Annotated in this window: 16 protein-coding genes; 10 read left to right on the top strand and 6 right to left on the bottom strand. The window is 36.2% G+C overall.

From position 1 onward, the window contains the following. The first annotated feature begins 1 nt into the window (after nt 1). The 4 genes from lptC (at nt 2) to NBX25_RS16205 (ending at nt 3795) form a co-directional block, all read left to right on the top strand. The gene (gene lptC, locus NBX25_RS16190; protein ID WP_123910724.1) at nt 2–592 is read left to right on the top strand and encodes an LPS export ABC transporter periplasmic protein LptC; all 591 of its coding nucleotides are present in this window, start codon (nt 2–4) and stop codon (nt 590–592) included. An 11-nt stretch (nt 593–603) separates the two neighbouring features. Then, nucleotides 604–1647, top strand: coding sequence for an anhydro-N-acetylmuramic acid kinase (locus NBX25_RS16195; RefSeq protein ID WP_250254381.1), 1044 nt, complete (start codon nt 604–606; stop codon nt 1645–1647). 154 nt (nt 1648–1801) lie between these two features. Then, complete coding sequence (locus NBX25_RS16200; RefSeq protein WP_250254382.1) at nt 1802–2668, top strand: AraC family transcriptional regulator; 867 nt, start codon at nt 1802–1804, stop codon at nt 2666–2668. A 71-nt stretch (nt 2669–2739) separates the two neighbouring features. Then, on the top strand, nt 2740–3795 hold the full coding sequence (locus NBX25_RS16205) for a hypothetical protein (protein WP_250254383.1): 1056 nt from the start codon (nt 2740–2742) through the stop codon (nt 3793–3795). Between the two features lie 34 nt (nt 3796–3829). Here the strand turns inward: NBX25_RS16205 and NBX25_RS16210 are convergent, their stop codons facing one another. Beyond that, complete coding sequence (locus tag NBX25_RS16210; RefSeq protein WP_123910720.1) at nt 3830–4219, bottom strand: SRPBCC family protein; 390 nt, start codon at nt 4217–4219, stop codon at nt 3830–3832. Nucleotides 4220–4431: 212 nt separating this feature from the next. Further along, entirely contained in the window at nt 4432–4899 is a 468-nt protein-coding gene (locus NBX25_RS16215; protein ID WP_250254384.1) for a hypothetical protein, read from the bottom strand. A 435-nt stretch (nt 4900–5334) separates the two neighbouring features. Between NBX25_RS16215 and NBX25_RS16220 the strand changes: the two genes are divergently transcribed. Beyond that, on the top strand, nt 5335–5946 hold the full coding sequence (locus tag NBX25_RS16220) for an NUDIX hydrolase (protein WP_123910718.1): 612 nt from the start codon (nt 5335–5337) through the stop codon (nt 5944–5946). Here the strand turns inward: NBX25_RS16220 and NBX25_RS16225 are convergent. Together NBX25_RS16225 and gldJ are read right to left on the bottom strand one after the other, a co-directional pair. Next, the gene (locus tag NBX25_RS16225) at nt 5939–7210 is read right to left on the bottom strand and encodes a UDP-N-acetylmuramoyl-tripeptide--D-alanyl-D-alanine ligase (protein ID WP_250254385.1); all 1272 of its coding nucleotides are present in this window, start codon (nt 7208–7210) and stop codon (nt 5939–5941) included. The two genes, NBX25_RS16220 and NBX25_RS16225, sit on opposite strands and share 8 nt — an antisense overlap. A gap of 144 nt (nt 7211–7354) precedes the next feature. Further along, nucleotides 7355–8956 carry a gliding motility lipoprotein GldJ gene (gene gldJ / locus NBX25_RS16230; protein ID WP_123910716.1) on the bottom strand — a complete coding sequence of 534 codons (1602 nt, stop codon included), beginning with the start codon at nt 8954–8956 and terminating at the stop codon, nt 7355–7357. 165 nt (nt 8957–9121) lie between these two features. Here gldJ and porU point away from each other — a divergent pair, with 165 nt between their 5' ends. The 4 genes from porU to NBX25_RS16250 all read left to right on the top strand — a co-directional run bounded on the left by porU (nt 9122) and on the right by NBX25_RS16250 (nt 17526). Further along, a complete protein-coding gene (porU, locus tag NBX25_RS16235; RefSeq protein ID WP_250254386.1) occupies nt 9122–13018 on the top strand; it encodes a type IX secretion system sortase PorU in 3897 nt (1298 codons plus the stop codon). A 59-nt stretch (nt 13019–13077) separates the two neighbouring features. Continuing rightward, nucleotides 13078–14226 carry a type IX secretion system outer membrane channel protein PorV gene (gene porV, locus NBX25_RS16240; protein WP_123910714.1) on the top strand — a complete coding sequence of 383 codons (1149 nt, stop codon included), beginning with the start codon at nt 13078–13080 and terminating at the stop codon, nt 14224–14226. Between the two features lie 238 nt (nt 14227–14464). Continuing rightward, nucleotides 14465–16720, top strand: a complete 2256-nt coding sequence (locus tag NBX25_RS16245; RefSeq protein WP_123910713.1) for an FUSC family protein — start codon at nt 14465–14467, stop codon at nt 16718–16720. Nucleotides 16721–16797: 77 nt separating this feature from the next. Next, nucleotides 16798–17526, top strand: a complete 729-nt coding sequence (locus tag NBX25_RS16250) for a DUF8737 domain-containing protein (protein ID WP_250254387.1) — start codon at nt 16798–16800, stop codon at nt 17524–17526. Here NBX25_RS16250 and NBX25_RS16255 read toward each other — a convergent pair. Next, nucleotides 17507–18121 (bottom strand): 4'-phosphopantetheinyl transferase family protein, encoded by a 615-nt coding sequence (locus NBX25_RS16255; RefSeq protein ID WP_123910711.1) that lies wholly within the window; start codon nt 18119–18121, stop codon nt 17507–17509. The genes NBX25_RS16250 and NBX25_RS16255 overlap by 20 nt on opposite strands. A gap of 202 nt (nt 18122–18323) precedes the next feature. Next, the gene (locus NBX25_RS16260) at nt 18324–18842 is read right to left on the bottom strand and encodes a HugZ family pyridoxamine 5'-phosphate oxidase (RefSeq protein WP_250254388.1); all 519 of its coding nucleotides are present in this window, start codon (nt 18840–18842) and stop codon (nt 18324–18326) included. Between the two features lie 165 nt (nt 18843–19007). On the opposite strand from NBX25_RS16260, the gene ahcY reads away from it, so the two are divergent. Then, nucleotides 19008–20321: an adenosylhomocysteinase gene (gene ahcY / locus NBX25_RS16265; protein ID WP_123857086.1), complete on the top strand. Its 1314-nt coding sequence runs from the start codon at nt 19008–19010 to the stop codon at nt 20319–20321. Nucleotides 20322–20361: the final 40 nt, after the last annotated feature.

The following is a 20361-nucleotide window of genomic DNA, read 5'->3' on the forward strand; positions in this document are numbered from 1 at the left end:
AATGAATTTTTCAAAAAAAATAGTATATAAAAATATAGCATACCTTTTTAGTTGTGCTATATTTTTTATATTGACATCCTGTGAAGAGGATCTTACTAAAAAGAACGGAAATAACAGCAAAAATTTTCCTTCACAGATCATTAATAATGCGAATATCATACAGCGTGATTCCGGATTTGTAATTCTGAAAGCCAAAGCTCCTATTATTGAAAAATATGAACTGATTGACAGTCCTTATACGGTAGCCAGAAAAGGAATTGATATAGAATTTTTCGATAAGAAAAAGCCCAAAATGCCGGGAACAATCAAAGCCAAATATGCCAAGTTTTTTGATTACAAAAAGTTTTACGAAGCGAAAGGCAATGTAAGAATTACAACCAACGAGGGCCAAAAATTTGCCATGCAGAGTGTGTATTGGGATCAGATCAAAAAAAGGATCTATACCAAGGATACCGTGTATGTAACGATGGAAGACGGTTCTACATTGGTAGGTGCCAACGGGATGACTGCTAAGGATGACTTTTCGGAATATACTTTCTATAATAATTCAGGAGACTTTAATTCTAAAAGACTTTCTGAGAATAAAAAATAGCTTCTGTTATTATGAAAACGCTTGCCATTGGACTGATGTCCGGAACAAGTTTAGACGGTTTGGATATCTGTCTTGCTGAATTTGAAAAAAAAGACAAATGGCATTTTCAGATCCTGAAAGCTGAAACGCTCCCCTATCCTGCTGATTGGGAAAATAAACTCAGAAATTCCATCCATCTTTCGGTAACAGACCTGCTGGAACTACATTCTGATTACGGATTCTATCTGGGGCAAAAAACTAAAGAATTTATTGAAAAGCATCAACTTGAGCATATTGATCTGATAGCCTCTCACGGACATACGGTTTTCCATCAACCCCAAAAAAAATTTACGCTTCAGATTGGAGACGGCAGAGCTGTTAAAATAGAAACAGGAATACCGGTACTTTATGATTTCAGAAGTCAGGATGTTCTGATGAAAGGAAATGGAGCTCCGCTGGTTCCTATAGGTGATGAGCTTCTTTTTTCACAATATGACGCCTGCCTTAACCTGGGTGGGTTCTCAAATATCTCTCTGACATCACTAGGTAAAAGAATCGCCTTTGATATTGCTCCTGTCAATATTGTCCTTAATCATCTGGCTCAACAGTTGAATGAAAGCTTTGATAAAAATGGAGACATGGCGAGAAAAGGACAAATAAATGAAACGTTACTTGCTGAACTTAATTCTCTAGACTTCTATCAGCAGCTTCATCCCAAATCATTAGGGATAGAATGGTGCCATCAATATATATTTCCAAAACTTGAAGGTATAGTTCCTCTGGAGGCCCTGGCTACGTTTACTGAACATATTGCCCAACAAGTTTCTACGGTCATCAACGAAAATGACATAAAGAATATACTGATAACCGGAGGAGGTGCTTATAATACCTTTTTAATAGAGAAAATAAAAGCAAAAACAGAATCCAAGATCATTATTCCGGAAAAGGAAATTATAGAATATAAGGAAGCTTTAATCTTTGCGTTCATGGGCGTATTAAAAATGAACAATGAGGTTAATATCCTGTCGTCTGCTACAGGAAGTATAGCTGACCATTGTTCGGGGATAATCGCTTAATCTACCACCTTTTTTCATAGCACTAAGGTATTTCTTCTTCATAACAGCATTGATATTCTGCTAAACAAATCAATTGGTACCATCAATATCATAGGTTGGTTGAAAATTAGTATTTTTAACACATTTCTAAAGCAAAAAGAAATTGTAAAAAGAAATGGCATCAGTCACAAAAATTAAAACTTATCATTTTCTCCCCTGCAAGTATGGACTGGAGCTGCTATTGGATATCGGACGCATCGAAAGTCTGAATCATTATGTATTAGACAGCACATTACATCAGCTTAGCTTCTACGAAATCATCTTTATTGAAGAAGGAAGGGGAACATTTACATTGGATGAAAATAAGATGCCAGTAGCTCCAAAAACTGTTATTTTCACAAGTCCGGGACAGATACGTTGTTGGGAAATTGAAGAACAAGTTAAGGGCTATACATTACTCTTTGAAAAAGACTTTCTTCATCTTTTCTTCTCGGATGAATTATTTCTGTATCGTTTTCAATACTTCCATCAATACTCAAGCCCTACACAAATGCAGGTGTCAGAGGTCTCATTTGGGAAATGCCTTGATCTTTTATATGGAATAGAACAGGAATTCGGGCAGCTTCAGAATGACAGCAATCATTTGATCAGATCACTTCTCTATCAATTATTGGTGATTCTCAATCGATATTACGCAAGTGTTTACAACGTTCAGAGGGACACTTCTGTTCATTCTGATTTTTATAGATTCCGATCTTTATTGGAAAAGAAATTTGTGGATGACCGAAGTGTTGAAGTTTATTCAAGAATGCTGAATATCAGCCCTGGATTCCTTAATAAAATCTGCAAACAGTTTAGTGGGTTATCAGCTCAGCAAATGATCCATTACAAGGTAATTTCAGAAATAAAAAAACAGCTTTATCAAAATAAATCCGCCAAAGAGATTTCCTATGAATTTGGGTTCTCAGATCCATCTAATTTCAACCGCTTCTTTAAAAAACTTACTGGTATTACCCCACAACAATACAGAAAGAATATATAAATGACCTTTTTAAGGATAAAATGACCTTGTTATAAAGTAAGAGTGTTCCTATTTTTACAAAAAAAAGGAATATGATAAAATATACATTTAGTTTTCTGCTGTTCGTAATCAGTATATCCTTATTACAGGCAGAGCAATTATACGTTAATCCTCTAATCGGCAATGATGCCAATGCAGGAACAAAGATACAACCCTTAAAAACTATTCTGGAGGCTGCAAAACGAGTCAACTTGAACAAAGAACAGGAAGCTACTACAATTATTCTTTCAGAAGGGATACACTTATTAACTCAACCCGTTCTATTCACCAATGATAAATATACCCTTAAAAACCGGCTTGTCATTCGTGCCGATGTCATGCCTGATGATGCAGGCTGGTCTCCTCAAAAAATGCCGGTTATAGTAACGGCCACTCCATTGGAACCAGGTGTAGGCGGACAAGAAGCAAGAGGTATACAGCCAGAGGTTAGCCATGTAACTATTGAAGGACTTCGTTTTAGTGGCAGCCCGGATTACTCTTATATGGATGGCACCAATCTGCGCCGTTCTTATCCTATATGGCGTGACGGGAAAAACCTGGATGATCTGCTCGTAACACAATGCCTGTTTGCCGGAAATGCAGATGTATTACCTTTGCATGTGGGAATTATAGCCAATGGTTATGGCCTGGTAATCGATCATTGTGTCTTCTTCAACTGTAAAATTCCTGTTGTTTTTTGGAAAAACGATGGTGGAACAGGAAGCCGCAGTGCTATGCGTTATTCGCTGGTATATGGTGGCTATTTCTGTGGCGTTTGGACTACACAAGGAACCAATGGGGACGAATTCGACTTTCATCATAATATTATAGCCAATACGAATACGATATGGATCAGAGAAAAAGGTAGTAAACGCCGATACAAAGCTTCTGATAGTATTTTTGCCGATTATACCCAACTGGCAGGATATGGAAGCGGTCCGTTAAGCGACAGTGATGCAACATCAACAGACTTTCTGGAAATGAAAAATGTACTGACTACCGGAAGCGTAATCATTGAAAAGGATCAAAGTAAACGTAATTATCTACAATTGGCAGAAGGCTCAATAGGGTTAAATTTAAAGACCGGACTTTTTAAAAGGAATCAGTAACAAAAAAACCTTCAAAAATGAAGGTTTTTATTTATTATTTGTAGGCTTCGATCTTATCTGTCAATGTATTGATAAAGTTCTGTAACGGCTTTTCTACCATCATTTTGATGAACGGGTTGAATTTACCTTCAAACAACATCTGAACTTCTGTCTGGTTCTCGCTGATTGGGTTTAAAGTAGCAGTTAATGAAAAATCTAAACTTGAACTTGCAGATTTAAGCACTGCTTTCTGATCGTCTACCTCATCAATTTTAAGCGCAATTTCCGGCATTCCCTGTAATCCGAATTTAAAACCATTATCTCTGGTTTCAAATTTCTGAAGACCATCCGGCATGAAATCTTTGTAATTTTCAGGAGTTTTCAACAGCTCAGATAACTCTTTAGATGATTTATTGACAATAATTTTTCGTCCTTCTAAATTCATTTTTTTATTTTGTATTTAAATTCTTATAAAGATAAGGTTCTTTACATTTACGATAACAACAAAATTATAAAAAAAATCTACAAAGACGTTATCCAAAGCATACTTTTGAAGGCAGAAGATTAAACTAGAAAAAAAAACTTACGGTGCATGAAGCTTATATAAATATAATATTTTGAAACAAGAACAAAAACAATTTCTAAAAGAGCATCATCCTATTGGTACTTATTTTTATAAAATCTATAAGCAAAGTCCTGATACACTATTTCATCGGCGCCTTCTTTTATATTATAAGGAGAATTCTTGGGAAAATAATCTTCATATATAATACTGTCTTTTTTAAAAAGAATACCCTGAACACCATTCTTACCTTGCATAATAATCGTTTTATCTACAGCAATATCAGGATAAGAAAAAGATAGAACCTTTCCATCTCTTTTCAAAAAATAACAAGGGGGCTTAATCTTTATTTTCCCTGAAACCTTATATTGGTCTGAATAAATTTTTAATACTCCTACATCCACACTATCTGCTAGTTCTAATAAAATATTGTTGACTAAAGTAGTATCTGTAAGTATGATCCTGCTATCAGATTTTGTTAATGATTTTTTTTTGACTCCTTTGAACAAGAAAATACAAACATCCATACAATTATGACATATACTATTTTTTTCATAATACAATCATTTTAAATAAGAACCCAAAACCATATTTTTTTCCTTTTTCAAAATAATCAGGTACTTCTATCTCATCAAGCCATTTGCCCATAATAAATACAACATCTTCATGTCTAAAGCTTTTTGTACCATATCGAAATAATTTCTCATTTAAATTAATAAATATTTTTTTAATCTCTATCACGGGAATATTTGATTAGTAAAATCTATATTAATGAGGACATGTCCACTCAGGATAACTCTCCCTAAGAAAGAATACCATTTTAAACCAAACAATTGTTCACACTGAGAAAATAAAGCGTATCAAATGGTTTATTTTGTTGCTATAATTTGATATATTTGCGTATCAATTGTGGTAAAAAGCGGGATAAAAACAACCTGTTTTCCCGTCTTTTAAAATCGCTAGCCTCTAAGGATCAATACTAACTATAACTATCTGAGATGTATAAAGTTTTTGTGAACGAAAAAAAATTATTGATATCTAAGCATCCCGAAGAACTTGAAAAAAAACTTGGGTATGAAAGTTTCACGACTTTAGAGATTGCATTGGATCTTTTAGAAAATACCTCTGTGAACGAACTGAATGTTTACGGTGAGAATATTGATGAAATCTGGCAGGAGTTTCAAAAGCTATTCAGAATTATAGAAGCAGCCGGAGGACTTGTTATTAAACCTGAAGGTGAAATGCTTTTTATCAGGAGATTAGGGAAATGGGATCTTCCAAAAGGGAAAATGGAAAAAGGAGAATCCAGGGAAGAGTCTGCGGTAAGAGAAATTGAAGAAGAAACCGGTTTAAGAGATGTAGAACTGGTACAATTTATCAATACTACTTATCATATTTATATTGAAAGAAACGGCGAAAAAATCCTGAAATGCACCCATTGGTTTGAAATGAACTTCAATGGTGAAGATACTTCAAAACCGCAGATAGAGGAAGGAATTACTGAAGTTGCCTGGAAAAACGTTCCTCAGATTGAAGATGAAGTTTTCCCAAGCACATTCAAGAATATTAAGCTTATTGTAAAAGAATACTGGGCTTTAAAGGCTAAATAAAATCAATTACCTTTTCCAGCGCTATTCCTCTTGATCCTTTCAAGAGTATATTTTCTGTCTGAATTTTATGATGTTGTAAATATTCAATCAGTTCAATAGTGTTTTCAAAAGCAAGATTTGATGAATTCACTCCTTTAAAGTGTTTTCCAACAGTAATGATGGTATCAAATCCAAGTGTATGGGCTAATTCTAAGATGTTTTGATGCTCTTTTTCACTTTCTGCCCCCAATTCCAGCATATCACCAATGATGATGGTTTTACTGCCTTCAAAAGTGATAAAGTTATTTAATGAAGCGGTCATTGAACTTGGGTTGGCATTATAAGTATCCAGTACCAATGTTCTGTCTTCTTTTTTCACGACCTGTGAACGCATATTGGTCGGAGTATATTGCTCCACTGCATATTTTATTTTGTCAAAGCTGATTCCAAAGTGCAGTCCAAGGCTTGCAGCAGCACAAAGATTGGTAAAATTATATTCTCCAGTCAGTTTAGATACGGTCTTTTCTCCCTGATACATTAATCCTACAAAATGATCTTCTGAGAAAGCCTCGAAATTATAATCCGACCCTACTGTTCCAAAAGTAATCTTAGGTGAATAATTTTCCGTTTTTTCAACCTGAATGGGATCATTTTCGTTAACAATGATTGTCTGGTGATTTTCTTTAAGATAATCGTACAACTCAGACTTTCCTTTAATCACTCCTTCAAAGCCTCCGAACCCTTCCAGGTGTGCTTTTCCAAAATTGGTAATATATCCGAAATCCGGCTGTGAAAGGGTACAAAGAAGTTCTATTTCTTTCTGATGATTGGCTCCCATTTCTATCACGGCCATTTCATGCTCAGGTTTGATAGAAAGAATTGTCAACGGAACCCCGATGTGATTATTAAGGTTTCCATAGGTATACTGAACGTTAAACTTTTCTGAAAGCACAGCATGAATCAGCTCCTTCGTTGTTGTTTTCCCATTACTTCCTGTAAGGCCTATAAAAGGAATGGTAAGTTGGCTTCTATGATAAACGGCCAATTGCTGCAGGAATTCCAGAGTAGATGGAACATAGAAAATATTCTTATCCTTATTTTCAAATTCAGGCTGTTCAACAATCACAGCCAAAGCCCCTTCTTCTATGGCTTTTTCGGCCAGTGTTGCTGCATTAAAATTATCACCGGAAAAGGCAAAAAAGATATCATTTCTGGCTATTTTTCGGCTATCGATCGTTACTTTATCAGCCTGTAAAAATAAAGGATAAAATTGTTCTATATTCATGTGGAAATATATATTTTTTCAAATAGAAATCGCTACATCTGCATCAATATTTTTGAGTTTTTTAAGTTCAGCGATTTCATCATTCAAAAATAAAAAACCTTCCGAAAATCCGGAAGGTTTTTTAAAAGTATTTTTTGATAAATATTATCTTCTAGTTCTGCTCTTATCATTAGTTCTGGCATCCTGTGCAACACGGAAACCAATCCAACCATAAGCTTTACCTTGATTTTTATATCTTCTTTGTCCCGGATCAAGCCAGTACGCAGTATCTTGCCAAGAACCTCCTTTTACCACTCTAACATCATTAGAAATTGCGGATGTTCTATCCTTAGAATCTTTCTGCATTTTAACTCTACCGTTTGCATCTACAATAAAGTTCTTTCTAGGTGCATTGTACATATCGAATCCTGCAGCTGAATCTGATTCTCTTCTGTATTCTAGAGAAGACATTTTATCACCGTCTCTATAGTTTCTGTAATCAGCAATCGTTTCTCTTTCGAATTGTCCAGGAAGTCCTTTGTATACTAATCTACCATCAGCTAGAGTATCATACTTGATATTTCCCTCATCAACCATTTTATAAGTTCCGTCACCGTTTCTTACAATGGCCTGAGGCATATTTCCTCTGTAGTAGTTAAAGTCGTTGTAATCTTCATCAATGATAGGTCTGTAAACATCAGCCGTCCATTCTGCAACGTTACCATACATACCATAGATTCCAAGATCGTTAGATGGATATTGTCTTACATCTGAAGTTTGTGCAGATCCATCATTTTTCCATCCTGCGATACCAGAATAATCTCCTTTACCCATTTTAAAGTTTTCAAGGAACATTCCTCTTTCTTTTCCTTTGGTACCTCTTAATCTTTCGATCTCAGGTTTTTTACCTAGGTATTGGTTATATTCTCTGTTTTTCGCCATTCCTAAAGCTGCATATTCCCATTCAACTTCTGTAGGAAGTCTGAATTTCTGAACCATTGCACCATTAGGAGCTCTGTTTGCTGCCAGCAATCTTTGGTTGGTAGTTTTCATACCAGCTTTCTGCTGCATTCTTTTTTCGTTGATATATCCTTGCATTTCAGGATCATTCGCTTTGAATTTATCCATGTTAAATGCTGTTCCACCCTGGTTATTGGATTCGTTGATATACATATCCTTAGCAATAATACCTGCCTGCATCAAAGCTTTTTCATTCGCTCTGTCTGTCAACCATTCACAGTATCTGTTTGCCTGTGTCCAGGAAACCCCTACTACCGGATAGTAATCGAATTCCGGAGAACGCAGATAGGTTTCATTATAATCGTTTCTAGATAATTTGTTGTCCCATAATAAGGTATCCGGCAAAGCACCGTTATAGATTTCCTTAAAACTAGGGTCACTTGGAGGGAATACATACTTCAACCATGTCAGGTATTCGCGGTATTCGTAGTTAGTAATTTCTGTTTCTCCGATAAAGAATGAACTCACCTGCATTCTGCGTGGTGTATTATTCCAATCGTGCATAACATCATCTTTCACTAATCCCATTGTAAAAGTTCCACCTTCTACATATACCATTCCCGGCCAACCCTTCTGCTTCTGTTGCTTTCCTGCAAAAAACCAACCCTGTTTTTCGTTTGGTTTCCAACCTGTTTTACTGACAAATTTTTTGGTACCGCCACCTTTGCTGGTCCCTGATCCGCCACAGCTGGTTAATGCAAGTGTAGAACTTAATGCTATTAATGAAAACAACTTTAGTTTTTTCATAGTCGATATAAATATTTTCAAGAGTACAAAGAAAAAATAAATTATTCAATAAATCAAATAAAGATTTGATTTTTTTGAACAACGATAACAAATTAATTTTATTGTATTACAATTTAATTCTAAAATTTTCATTTATTTTGTAATTTAGCAATTTCAATAATAAACATGAAACGAAAAGTCACGCTTTTATCTTTAATCGCTTTTGCATCAACACTTTACGCACAAAGAAACACTATAGAATGGAATGGATCTAAAATTCAGGACTTTGGTGACACAAAAATAAATCTTCCAAATTTTAAAAATGAAGGTTTTTCTTTTAACCAAAATAACGTTTTTATAGTAACAAAGCAAAAAATCGGAGAAAAGGAGCTAAAAGTTTCTGACCTTGCCTGGGATGGTGTTTCCAACCAGGATTTATTCGAATTAGACAAAGGAGGACTTCCTGAACGTGATATTGCAGAAGTTACTTATTATACATTAGATGGGGAGAGATATGCCAGCATCAGTGTAGCTTTGTTCAAAAAAACAAAAGGAGGTGTTCAAAGATTATCTTCGTTTAATGTTTCTGAAGCCTCTACTCCAATTAACACTTTTGGAAGTGTCAATAAAATAGGAACTACCGGCAACCCTCTTGCCAGTGGTAACTTTTACAAAATAAAGGTTGACAAATCCGGAGTATTTAAAATTACAGCACAATTTTTAAGAGATAATGGCATCAACCCTGCTTCTGTAAATCCAAAAAATATGAGAATTTATGGAAACGGAGGTATTATGCTGCCTGAGTTCAATCAGGACCCACGATATAATTCCTTACAGGAAAATGCCATTCAGGTAGTGGGTGAAGATGATGGAGTATGGAATGATAATGACTATGCCTTATTCTATGCACAAGGCCCCAATGGATACAACCTTTATGATACCAATAATGGGCAGGGGTTCAAAAGAAAAGAGACAAGATCAGATTCTAGTAATAACCTCAAAAATATATATGATGACTTTTCCTATTATTATATCAATTTTGATAAAGGAGCAGGAAAAAGAGTGGCTACTATAGACGGGAACTTACCCGCTCAAATGATTACCCGGTATGATAACTACCAGGTCATCAACAATGATCAGAATAATTTATTGAAAGTAGGAAGAATATGGGTAGAAGACCCTCCTTTCACGACAGAAAAGACGATCACTCTTACTACTAATTCTCCTATTCAGTCTACAGATGTTATAAAATACAGATCACAGATAATAGGATACAGATCTCAACAGAATTCTATTGACATTAAAATTAACGGTCAGAATCCATATCAGAATAGTGTTCCTACTGATGAACCAACGTATTCGTATATTTTCTATCCTATGAGATATAACGGAAGTATTACCAATCAGACAGGAAATCAGATTACCTTGAAATACACTCCGGATATCTCTAAAAACCCAAATGGCACCTTCTACTTTGACTACCTTGAAGTTCAGTACAAAGAGAATCTTGCCTTCAATGGTTCTCAGATGAATTTCAGAGACTACTCTATTGTAAGTGGAAGCAATACGGATTATGGATTCAGTATTTCTAATACGTCCGGCCTGGAACAGGTATGGGATGTTACCGATATTACGAATGCAAACAGAAGAGTGAATAAGGCAGGAGCTGGTTCTTTCAATTTTGCTTATACTGCTTCCGATCAGAATTTCAACAATGAATTTGTAGCATTCCGTGCTGATGCCGCTTTTACACCACAGTTTGTAGGAAGAATTGCCAATCAGAATCTTTCTGCGATCAGCAATATCGATTACCTGATCCTTACTGTACCTGAACTGATGGGACAGGCACAAAGACTGGCGAACTATCATCAGACAAAAAATAATTACAAAGTAGAAATTGTAGATGTTAATAAGGTCTATGAAGAATTTGGAAACGGAAGTAAGGACCTTACCGCAGTAAGAGATTTTGTTACCAAATTAAACACTCCGGAAGGAAGGCTTAAATATGTATTTATTCTTGGAGATGCTTCTTATGATTATAAAAACAGAATTTCCAATAATAACAATATTGTCTCGGCTTATCAAAGTGAACATTCTTCAGATTACGTACAGTCCTTCGTTACAGATGACTATATCGTAATGACCCAGCCTCAGACAGCAAATAACATAATATACAATCTCCCTAACCTTCCTGTAGGAAGAATTCCGGCAGCCAATAATACTGAGGCAGCTAACATGATTGATAAAACGCTGGCTTATTACAATGCCCTTCCAGGGCAATCCAGTCCTTTTGGTGATTGGAGAATGAGACTTGATTTTGTGGTGGATGATAACGAGGAAGGCGGAGGTCCTTTCCATAATGTGATGAACAGTGCATTGGTGAATGTATTTGAACAACCAGGAGTACAGCCACTAAAAGAATATAATGTAAAAAAACTATATCAGGATGCTTTTACAGTACAAAGTACTGCGGGAGGACCGAGATATCCACAGGTGAACCAGGCCATCTCCAACAGTATAGGAAACAGTTTATACCTGTTCTATTTTGGCCACGGAGGAATTAATGGCTGGGCTCAGGAAAGAGTTTTAACAAGTACTGAGATTCAAAATTCTAATAACTTCTCTAATGTATACAGCAGATTTCCTTTCGTATCTACTATAACCTGCGAATTTACATTATGGGATGAGCCTGCTACCAATTCTGCAGGAGAGCAGTTTATAAAACTTAAACAGGGAGGTCCTGCTACAATGATTACTTCCAGCCGTGCTATCGGAATTGATTATGGACGTGACTTCACAGATATTTTCACCAGAAATATATTTAAATTAACAAATGACGACTTTAATACGTTAGGTTACGCTCATTTAAATGCAAAAAAAGAAAAAGGGGTCAACGCTAATCATTTAAGAGTAAATCTACTGGGCGATCCGGCTATGAAACTGAGCAGACCTCAAAGGTTATTAGCCATTGATGATATTGAAACTCCGGTTCCCGGATTGATCAGAGGGCTTGACTTCGTTAAAATAAAAGGCCATATCAACAATCCTAACGGAACTTTAAACAATACCTTCAACGGAAGAGTTTCTATTAATATTTTTGATAAAAGACTGAATAAAAAAACCCTGAATAACAATAACTGGCCATACCCTGTATTAAATTATACAGAAGAAGGAAGTGCTATTGTAAAGGCTTCCGGAATAGCTGTAAACGGTGTTTTCACTGCAGAATTTTATGTTCCTAAAGATATCAACTATACTGTTGGTGAAGGAAGAATATTAGGATATGCTGATAATAAGGTAACCGATGTATTCAATAATCAGGCTGTTCAGGTTGGAGATATCAATCCTAACGGAATTAATGACAATCAGCCGCCAAAAGTAAAACTGTATATGAATAACTCCAACTTTGCAGATGGTGGAATTACCAATCAGAATCCAATGCTTCTGGCTTGTCTTACTGATGATACGGGAATTAATTCTACAGGATCAGGTGTAGGTCATGATATTACGGTATATTTAGACGGTCAGGTTATCAATACCGTTATTCTTAATGATTTCTACTCACCGGGAGAAGGAAACGGATGCTTAAATCCAAGCCTTGCAGAATACCAAAAAGGAAATGTAAGCTACCCATTCAGAAATCTGCCAGTCGGACAACACCAATTAACATTTAAAGTTTGGGATATAAACAATAATTCGACAACAACCACGTTAAATTTTGAGGTTAAAGATGAAGCTGACCAGCATCTGACGATCAACCGTCCACTGAACTGGCCAAATCCATTCACCAATAAAACGTATATTCAGTTTGAACACAATTGTGATGATATTCTGGATGTGAATGTACAGATTTATACCATAACGGGTAGATTGGTAAAAACTTTATCTCAGCCGGTAGTTGCAGAACCTTTCCTACAGGGCTTTAGAACCCCTCGTCAGGCCATAGAATGGGATGGAAAAGATGATTTTGGGGCTACCGTTGCAAAAGGTACATATATTTTTAAGATATTTGCAAAAAGTCAAAACCAAGAAAAATGCAAAGGAAGTGCCACAGCTGTAGAAAAAATGGTACTTTTGAAATAATTAAGTAATACATAGACAATAAAAATTATAAAAAACTGATAATATATAAAAGACAACATATGAATTTAACTACTAAACTGCTTTTAGGACTTGGGTTAAGTGCTGGTTTTCTAGGCTATTCACAGATAAACCCCGTACTTACCGGAGCTCCCTTCCTGAGAATTGCGCCAGATGCAAGAGCGGGAGGTATGGGAGATCAAGGGGTAGTAACCTCTCCTGATGCATTCTCACAATTCTGGAATGCAGCTAAATATCCTTTCAGCAGAACAAGTTCTTCCGTAGGTCTTAGCTATACACCTTATATGGGAAAGCTAACCAATGATGTATTCTTATTATACGGAGCATTCCATAAATTCCTTGGGCAGGATGAAAGATCTACCATTTCCGCGAGTATCTATTATTTCAATATGGGGGAAGTAGACCTTACTCAATTAGTAGGTAATGATGTTACTTCAAACGGGGTATCAAAGCCTAATGAATTTTCCATTGATGTAGCTTATGGTTTGAAACTTTCTGACTCCTACTCCATGGCTGTAACGGGTAGATTTATCCGTTCAGACTTAGCCGGAGGATTCAATACAGATAATACACTTAAAGCAGCAAACTCTTTTGCCGTAGATATTTCAGCATACTATACTTCTGAAAGATTTTCAAGTTTCGGAGGATATGACGGTAAATTTAATGCAGGTTTGGCCATCCAAAACCTGGGTCCAAAGCTTGACTATACCGGAAATGAAGAATCAAGATCTTATCTTCCAACAATGGCAAGATTAGGGATTGGGTATGATATGTATATGGATGACCTGAACAGACTCGGGATTTCCTTTGAAGGTTCAAAACTTTTGGTACCGGGATCCGAATATGTAGGAGTAGATGCCTACAGAAGGCCTAAATATGAAATTCCAAATGTAGGTCCAATAGCCGGTATCGGAAAATCATTCAAAAACCCAAACAGTATCATGTATAGTGGTGCTTTAGAATATTCCTATGACAATGCTTTCTCAGTAAGAGGAGGTTACTTCCATGAAAGTGAAGAACAGGGAGCAAGACAGTTCGCTACTGCAGGTATCGGATTGAAATACCGTTCTTTCGGATTGGATCTTTCTTATCTGATCAATATGTCTAAAGTGAATACAGCATTGGATAACACTCTTCGTTTCGGGCTTACCTGGAACATTGGTGAAGAAACGTCCAACAACGATCGCTAATATATTCCACAATTATACAAAGCCTCATCCATATGGTATGAGGCTTTTTTTATTCCCTTGACTCTGCTCATCAATCCGCTACATCCGGTAAATTCTATTCCCTGCTGGTCACTTGGCGAACCAAAAATTCATTATTGACAAGAACCTAGTTTTCTTTATTAAAAAAATATAACATTTAAGTTTATAAAAGTCTATCCTTTATGGCGATTTTTCTAAATTCAATAGCTATTTTTGTAATATGAACTATTCGGCGGAGCTAAAAAAATTTGTAACCAGTCAATATCTGTATTCTGCTATCAGAATTACACTGGCTACTGTTCTCCCATGTTTAGTTCTTGCTCACTTTGGAATTTTAAAAGAATACTTTCTCTTTCCTCTCGGAACCAGTTTTGTAGCCCTTACGGATCAGCCCGGACCTTTTATCAGAAGAAGAAATGCATTGGCATTTGCCATTTGCTGTTTTGTCTTTGTAGCTTTGATTGCCAGTCTGGTGATGAATTTTAAGATCTTGGTATTATTCGAGATCATAGTCTTCGGGATGTTTTTCTCCTTAATTGGAGTCTATGGCCAGCGCCTCGCTGCGGTGGGTTCATTATCATTGGTAGTACTGGCCATCTTTATCGATGGGCATCTTACAGGAGCGGATATTTTTAAAAGCCTCCTTATTTTTGCCTGTGGATGTATCTGGTTTTTGTTGATATTTCTTGTCGTAACGACAATTCGTCCTTATAAATTGGCGGGTCAGATGATTGGTGAAAACTATCTTCAATTGGCCGAATTTTTAAAAATCAAAGCCAGTTATTATCAGAAGAATCCTGATTTTGACAAACTTACCACTCAGGTGATTGCCAAACAGATTGAAATAAAAAACCTTCAGGAAGATACCAGGGAAACTGTTTTTAAAACAAGAACCATCGTTAACGAATCTACCACGACCAGTCGTTTATTGATGCTGATGTTCCTGAATTCAATGGACCTTCATGAAAAGCTGATGACTTCTGAAAGTGACTATCAGAAGCTGCAGCAAAGCTTTGAAGACAGCATGATCCTGGTCAATATTCATGATTATCTTAATCTGCTGGCTGAAGAGATTACCAATATCGGAATTGCTCTCCAAAGCGGAACACGGGCAAAACCAATGTTTAACCTTGAACTGGAATTAAAAAACCTCAACTATAATTATTTCGAACTTAGAAACAAACAACTCTCTCCTGACAGTCTGGAAAACTTCATGGTTCTGCGTCAGATCCTGATGCGTATCAACGAAATTACCAAGGAGATCAATGAGATTTACAAAGTGTTTTCACAGGACGTAAAGTTGGCAAAAAGTCTATCCACAGGGTTAGACTTAAAGAAGTTCATGCCTAATGAACCCAAACTGAACTCTAAGGTTTTAAGGAATAATATTTCATTATCCTCTTCCCATTTCCGCCATGCCATAAGAATTACAACAGCCCTGCTGGTTGGATATCTTTTTTCCATGTTTGATTTTCTGGGATTGGGACATACCTATTGGATATTAATTACCATTACAGCCATTCTAAAGCCGGCCTACTCCATCACCAAGCAAAGAAACCTACTGCGTCTCTACGGAACGGTTACCGGAGCCACCATTGCTTATATCATCTTGCATTTCATACATATCAATAGTGTTTTGTTTGCGATTCTGCTGATCAGCATGATTATGTGCTTCAGCTTTTTGAAGGGACGATATTTTTGGGCAGTACTTTTCATGACCATCTATGTTTTTCTGAGTTTTAATTTTTTAAATCCCGGAAAAGTAAATATTATTTTCAAAGACAGAGTTGTAGATACGGCCATTGCAGGAATTATAGCATTTGCAGTATCTTATATTGTATTGCCTGTTTGGGAGCATACCCAAAATCTGGATCTGATGAAAAAATCTGCAGCTGATAACCTCATCTATTTCCAAAGCGTAATGTCTAAATTCTTACAGGGAAATTTTGATATTGAAGACTATAAAGTAAAGCGAAAAAATGCCATCATTTCATTAGCCAATCTTTCTGATAATTTCCAGAGAATGATTTCGGATCCTAAAAATCAGCAGAAAAAGTTGGAAGTGGTTCACCAGTTTGTAGCTACCTCGCATCTTGTCACCGCTTATACTGCTTCTTTGTCTCAATACTCTAAAAGCAATGAGCAATATCCAGAAATAGACGCAGAAAGCTGGAGCCGAAAAATAGAGGCTGAAATGCAGCAAACCTCAACTTTATTAAATGGAGATGATATTACTGAGACTCTTAGAATGGAAAGCCGCCTGGAACCGGAAGACTCTTCCATTGAAGATATGCTGCTGAAAAGAAAGACAGAGATTGAGGAAAATGAGATTGTTGACCGAAGAGATCCTGATAAAATATCCCACTTAACAGAACTTAAGAATATCCATGATATTCTGGAATTGATTTATGATGTGGCTAAAGAGCAACGAAAAGTAATCGAAAAATACAGAGCTGAAAAAGTGGAAGAATCCTAACATTACATCTTTGAGGTTTCTTGTCTTACGGCAACCAGATTTTTAACGAATTGTAATATCTTAGTTAAAAATCAACCATGGAAAATTTGCCACTTCCTATTTCATTCCTGTTTGGAATCATCACCCTTGTCACCCTCCTCCTATTTTGTTGGACAGTCAAAAATTCTGATTCAAAGGTTGTAAAATCCAGGACCGGAATGATCTTCCTTATCCTGATTTCTTGGCTGATGATTCAAGCTGCTTTATCTCTGAATGGTATCTATAATAGCAATTTAAATTCACTGCCACCAAAAATTGTACTGTTTGGAATCCTTCCGCCGATTTTAGGTATTCTACTTATTTTTAACCTTGAAAAGGGAAAACTCTTTATCGACAGCCTGTCACTGTTACATATTACTTACCTTAATATAATAAGGATCTTTGTTGAAATAACCCTGCATAAATTATTCCTCTATAAAATGGTACCGGAGATGATGACATTTAAAGGGATCAACTTTGATATTCTGATAGGTATTTCTGCTCCATTTATTGCTTACTATGGAATCAGGATGTCAAAAATAAGCAGGAATATGATTTTATGCTGGAATATTGTAGGACTTGCGTTGCTGTTCAATATCGTTATCATAGCGTTTCTTTCAGCTCCATCACCATTACAGAAGATCGCCTTTTATCAGCCAAATATTGCCATATTATATTTTCCATTTAGCTGGCTTCCTACTTTTATTGTTCCAGTCGTTTTTTTTGGGCATTTGGTTTCAATACGACAGCTATTAAAACAGAAACAGGTTACTCCTCCACAATCGTAAAACAATAGTCATCAAAAAATTCCACTCTGGCTTTAAATTCATCTGAAAACTGCTCATCATACACCCGGCAGCTGATTTTATGAAGGTGTTTCAACTCAAAAGGTTTTACTTCATAATTTTTCTTCAATGACCAATATTTAGAATGATGGATCTTATACATACTTTCCTTTACGCTCCAGATAATGGTGTAAAAAGTATCGGCTTTATCTTCAGGAATAAACCCTCTTTCATTTTCATAGGTGAATTTATCAATCACTCTTAAAATCTTGGGATTGAACTTTTCAACATCTATTCCTATTTTATTGTTAGAAATAGCAATAGCTGCAAACGGGAAAGAATGGGTGATGGAGATTTCTGCATCCTTGGGAGAAAGAAAAGGTTCTCTTTCATTGTAAAGAATTTTGGAGCCAGGTTTTAATCCTTTCAGAAGCTTACGGACCATCAATACTTCTAAGAGTTTTTTAGGATGGTAATCCTTTACTTTTTCAGCATTTTCCGGTTCCAGAAGTTCGTTGATATCAAGTTCTTCACTTTCATCGTACTTCCAAACTAAAATCGTGGCATTATCATCTGAAAAATCTCGGTAAAGGGGCATTCTTTTTTTATTCGGTAAAAATAGTGAAAAGAAGCGGAAAGAGAAAATAGGGCAAGGATGGAAGATGGGAGCCGGAAGATGGAAGTAAGCAGGGTTGATAAAACAAACGTCAACTTATTTAGAAAATCCCTAAAAAAGCAGACTTTTAATGAGTTTAAAAACCTATAACTTCCTGCTTCCCTCTTCCAGCTTCCCTTCTTATTTATTTAGACTGATGATTCACATCATTTCTATGTTCTAGAATTTCCAGATTGGCATCCACAAAGTAAGCACTTCCGAATCCGTTCACATAAGAACCTTTTGTTGGCTGTAATGCAATTAAAATAAAATCACCCATTCCAGAAATGACATCCACTACTTTCCCATGAGTTTCTTTTAATTTTACCACTACATTATTCCATGTTTCTGAATCTCTTTCAATCTGGGAAGTGCTAGCTTCTATTGTTAAACGCTCTCTTGCATATATTTGTTTGGTAGCAGATTCATCTTCGATAAACATGATTGAGGTTTTTCTTCCTTCAGAAAGATTTTTGGTATGTTTTGCCATAAAGGAAACCAGAATATAAAACGTATTATCAACCTGAACAAACGGTGCATAACTTGAATTAGGAGTTCCTTCTGCGTCAACAGTAGCAAGAATTACACTTTTCGATCTTTCAATGAGCTCCTTTACTTTAGGAGCGACAGGCTTTGCCTTTTTCTCTGTATGGGTAGTATTCATAATATAGTATTTGTCAGATAAAAGTAGTTATTTATATTAAGACTAAATAATTTTAAATCATGTTTAATCTCATGAAACTGAAATTGAACTGCCGTTTTTTTATCTTAATTATAAATTGTAATTTTGCCTTTCGTTATCAATTGAATTTAAATTTATTCATTACATATGAGTACAACAACACAATACGTTCCTTATAAAGTTAAGGATATCTCCCTTGCAGAATGGGGAAGAAAAGAAATCACCCTTGCAGAAGCAGAAATGCCAGGTTTGATGGCTATCCGTGAAGAGTACGGACCGTCTCAACCGCTTAAAGGAGCAAGAATCGCTGGATGTCTTCACATGACGATCCAAACGGCTGTGCTTATCGAGACATTGGTAGCTTTAGGAGCTGAAGTTACTTGGTCATCTTGTAATATTTTCTCTACACAGGACCACGCTGCTGCTGCTATTGCTGCTGCAGGAATTCCGGTTTATGCTTGGAAAGGTTTAAATGAAGAAGACTTTGACTGGTGTATTGAGCAGACCTTATTCTTTGGTGAAGACAGAAAGCCATTGAACATGATCCTTGATGATGGTGGAGATTTAACCAACATGGTTTTTGATAAATACCCAGAGTTTACAAAAGATATCAAAGGACTTTCTGAAGAAACAACTACCGGAGTACACAGATTGTACGAAAGAATGAAGAACGGAACTTTGGTAATGCCGGCTATCAACGTAAACGACTCTGTAACTAAATCTAAATTCGACAACAAATACGGATGTAAAGAATCTGCAGTAGATGCTGTAAGAAGAGCTACTGACGTCATGTTAGCTGGAAAAAGAGTGGTAGTTTGCGGATACGGAGACGTAGGTAAAGGGACTGCTGCTTCTTTCAGAGGAGCTGGTTCTATCGTTACTGTTACTGAAATTGATCCAATCTGTGCGCTTCAAGCTGCAATGGATGGGTATGAAGTAAAAAGATTAGATACTGTGGTAGATAACGCAGATATTGTCATCACTACAACAGGTAACTTCAACATCGTAAGAGGAGAACACTTCCTTAAGATGAAAGATAAGGCTATCGTTTGTAACATCGGTCACTTCGATAACGAAATCGATATGGCTTGGTTAAATGAAAACTACGGTTCTACTAAATCTGAAGTGAAGCCTCAGGTAGATATCTATACCATCGAAGGAAAAGAAGTAATCATCCTTGCAGAAGGAAGATTGGTAAACCTTGGATGTGCTACAGGTCACCCAAGTTTCGTAATGTCTAACTCTTTCTCTAACCAGACTTTGGCACAGATCGAGCTATGGAACAATTCTGCGGCTTATGGAAACGAAGTATACATGCTGCCTAAGCACTTAGATGAAAAAGTTGCCGCTTTACACCTTAAGAAATTAAGCGTAGAGCTTGAAACACTTTCTCCTGAGCAGGCTGAGTATATCGGAGTAGACGTAAAAGGGCCGTTCAAGCCTGAGTACTACAGATACTAAGATTCATAATAATATGATATTATCCCACTATTTTGAAATA

It is taken from the genome of Chryseobacterium sp. Marseille-Q3244 (assembly GCF_940807095.1).
Lineage (GTDB): Bacteria > Bacteroidota > Bacteroidia > Flavobacteriales > Weeksellaceae > Chryseobacterium.